This is a genomic window from Rudaea sp. (genome assembly GCF_036383415.1).
GTDB lineage: Bacteria > Pseudomonadota > Gammaproteobacteria > Xanthomonadales > Rhodanobacteraceae > Rudaea.
Genome location: NZ_DASVOK010000042.1, coordinates 1 through 2,523 on the forward strand (window position 1 = coordinate 1; position 2,523 = coordinate 2,523).

The window sequence follows — 2,523 nt, forward strand, 5'->3', positions numbered from 1 at the left end:
GTCCAGACCTCGGCACCGGCGCTGATGAAGGACCTGCTGCAGCGCAACGAAGGCGCCGGCTTGGCGCAGGCGCAGGCCGCCACCGCCACGCAGGCGATCGTGCGCATGCCCGACGAGAGCGTGTCATTCGGCTTCGCCGACCTGCTGAGCGACTTCAGCGCGACGCAGACCGTCACGGTCCACAACGCCGGCCCGAAGGCCATGCAGTTCAACATCTCGACGGCAAAGTCCTCGGGCCCCGCGGGCGCGGGCGTAACGGTGCCATCTTCCGTGATCGTCAACGCCAATGCCGACGCCACCTTCCCGGTGCGGCTGGATGTGCCGGCGGCCGCGGTCGGTGGCGGGACGGGCTTCCAGGACATCGGCGGCTACATCCAGCTTACGCCGTCGAACCCGCGACTGAACGGCAACGTGAAGCTCTCGGTGCCGTATTACCTGGTCGCACACAGCCGCTCGAACCTGGCGGTCAACGTCAGCGGCTCGACGATGAACTTCACCAACGCCGGCGGCGTCCTCGCCAGCACGCCGACCTTCTACGTCTGGGGCCAGCAGCAGCCGACGCCGCAGGGCATCGCTCAGGCCGACGTGCGGGCGGCGGGCGCGCGGCTGTCGGGCACGAATGTGATCTTCGGGTTGAATACGCACAACCGCACGTCGACGGCGCTGGCCTTACAGGAGATCGACATCTGTATCGACACGAGCGGCAACCCAGGCTTTACGCCGAACAAGGTGTTGATCGGCATCAACGGCTCGGCCCTGAGTACCAGCCTTGCGGTCTCGCAATACGCGACGGCGATCTTCCCCACCGACGCCAACTGCAACATCACTGGCGGCGGCTCCCTGCTGTTCACGGTGACGCAGCCGACCGACAACTCGACTCTGCAGATCCCGGTGCCGCGCGCGGGCGCGGCCGGCCTGGGCCTGACGACGACGAACCCGCGTTTCAAGTACGTGGTGCACTACTTCGGCACCGACGGCTCCGGAGCGCAACTGCCGGGCGTCGGCAACTTCAACGCCTTCACCCCGGCGGTAACCTTCCCGGCCGCGCCGACGGTGGCGCCCAACGGCAGCGGTACGGCGACCTACACGGTCAACGCCGCCGAACTCGCCAATACACCGGCCCTTGGCGTCATGGTGGTGGCGCCGGACAATGTTTCGGGCGCAGCGCAGGCGGCCTTGCTGGCGTTCTGACCGCACGCGCGAGCGGAAGACGCCGCTGGCGCGTGACGAGCGCCGGCGGCGAAAGTCCGGCATTCGCAGACAATTGAATTTATTGGTGCCGCTTGTCCGAATCGAACGGACGACCTACCGCTTACAAGGCGGTTGCTCTACCAACTGAGCTAAAGCGGCAACGAAGGATGGGGTTTCCCGACGGATTTCGTCTGATGGAAGGCGCCACTTGGGGCATTTTCGCACGAAACCCGCAGATCAAAAACAATCGATCGGCTGCGCATGCAATTCGCTGCGCGCCGGCACCTGCGCGCGCCAATCGATCGGCGTATCGCCCAACTGCGCGTAGTCGATCCAGTAGATCGGCACCTCGTCGCTGCGCTGGACGGTCTCGGGCTTGAAGCCGAGCGCGCGGATCTCGGCCAGGCGCTTGTCCGCGTTCGCCTGCTCGCGGAACAGGCCGAGCGAGATCGCGTTCGGCTGCTCGCCCGCGGTGACGACGTAGTAGTCGCTGATGCCCTTGCTCGAGAGCTGGCGCGCGATGTCGAGGGCGCGTTCGCGGTTGCCGGGCGCGGGCAGGTAGACCCAGTAGCCGCGCACTTCGGTGACACGTGTTTCGCGGAACTGGATGCGCGCGACCAACGGCGTCAGCGCCTTGACCGCCGCACGCACGTCGGCCTGGGTCGCGAACGCACCGATGGAAAGGCAGGTTTCCCTGGCCGGATCGGACGCGGGTTTCGGCGCCGCGGGCATCACCGTGGGCGCGCCGTGGTCGGTCTCGCTGAGCAGCACGAGCTTGGCCACGCCGGCGTCGGCGGCCGGAGTTTCGGCCAGCGGCGCGCGCGGCGCGAAATACAGCCAGCAGGCCGCACCGATGTCGAGCGCGAGCAGAAGCAGGAAAAGGACGCGAACGAACATCCGTGCGTGGCTGGTTTGCGAAAGTCGTGGTGGGCGGATTCTAGCAGCGTGCGCCGCCGATCATTTTCCGTCGGCGTCGGCGAAGTAGGCGAGCCCGCGCAGGACGAGATCGGCTTCGTGGCGATGCTCGAGTTCGAGCAGCGGCGCCAGACGCCTCGCGCCGCCGCCGCAGAGGATCAATGCGGGCGTCATGCCGAACACCGCATGCGCGCGCCGTGCGAAACGTTCGACCAGCGCGACCGCGGCCAGCCAAGTGCCCGACTCGACCGCGGCAGCGGTGGTGTCGGCAAACTCGGCGATCGGGGCCGGAGTCAGTTCGCCCAGGCGTGCGGTGTTTTCGAGCAGGGCCTGGCGCATCAGCGCCGGCGCGGGGGCGATCAACCCGCCGAGATGGCGGCCATCGCTGCCGACCGCATCGAGCGCGAGCGCGGTGCC

Annotated in this window: 3 protein-coding genes and 1 tRNA gene; 1 reads left to right on the forward strand and 3 read right to left on the reverse strand. The window is 67.7% G+C overall.

The window, feature by feature from the left end:
* Positions 1 to 1,191, forward strand: a 1,191-nt coding sequence (locus VF497_RS01410) for a hypothetical protein (RefSeq protein WP_330885524.1), incomplete at its 5' end; no start/stop codon positions are given.
* Between the two features lie 83 nt (positions 1,192 to 1,274).
* On the opposite strand, the gene VF497_RS01415 is transcribed toward VF497_RS01410, so the two are convergent.
* The 3 genes from VF497_RS01415 to VF497_RS01425 all read right to left on the reverse strand — a co-directional run.
* Positions 1,275 to 1,350: transfer RNA gene (locus tag VF497_RS01415), tRNA-Thr, on the reverse strand.
* A 78-nt stretch (positions 1,351 to 1,428) separates the two neighbouring features.
* Positions 1,429 to 2,088 (reverse strand): SPOR domain-containing protein, encoded by a 660-nt coding sequence (locus VF497_RS01420; protein ID WP_330885525.1) that lies wholly within the window; start codon positions 2,086 to 2,088, stop codon positions 1,429 to 1,431.
* Between the two features lie 60 nt (positions 2,089 to 2,148).
* A partial coding sequence (locus VF497_RS01425) for a type III pantothenate kinase (RefSeq protein ID WP_330885527.1) occupies positions 2,149 to 2,523 on the reverse strand: 375 nt, incomplete at its 5' end.

Coding starts and splice junctions, on each gene's coding strand:
- VF497_RS01420 (WP_330885525.1), bottom strand. CDS start 2,088: ATGTTCGTTCGCGTCCTTTTCCTGCTTCTGCTCGCGCTCGACATCGGT.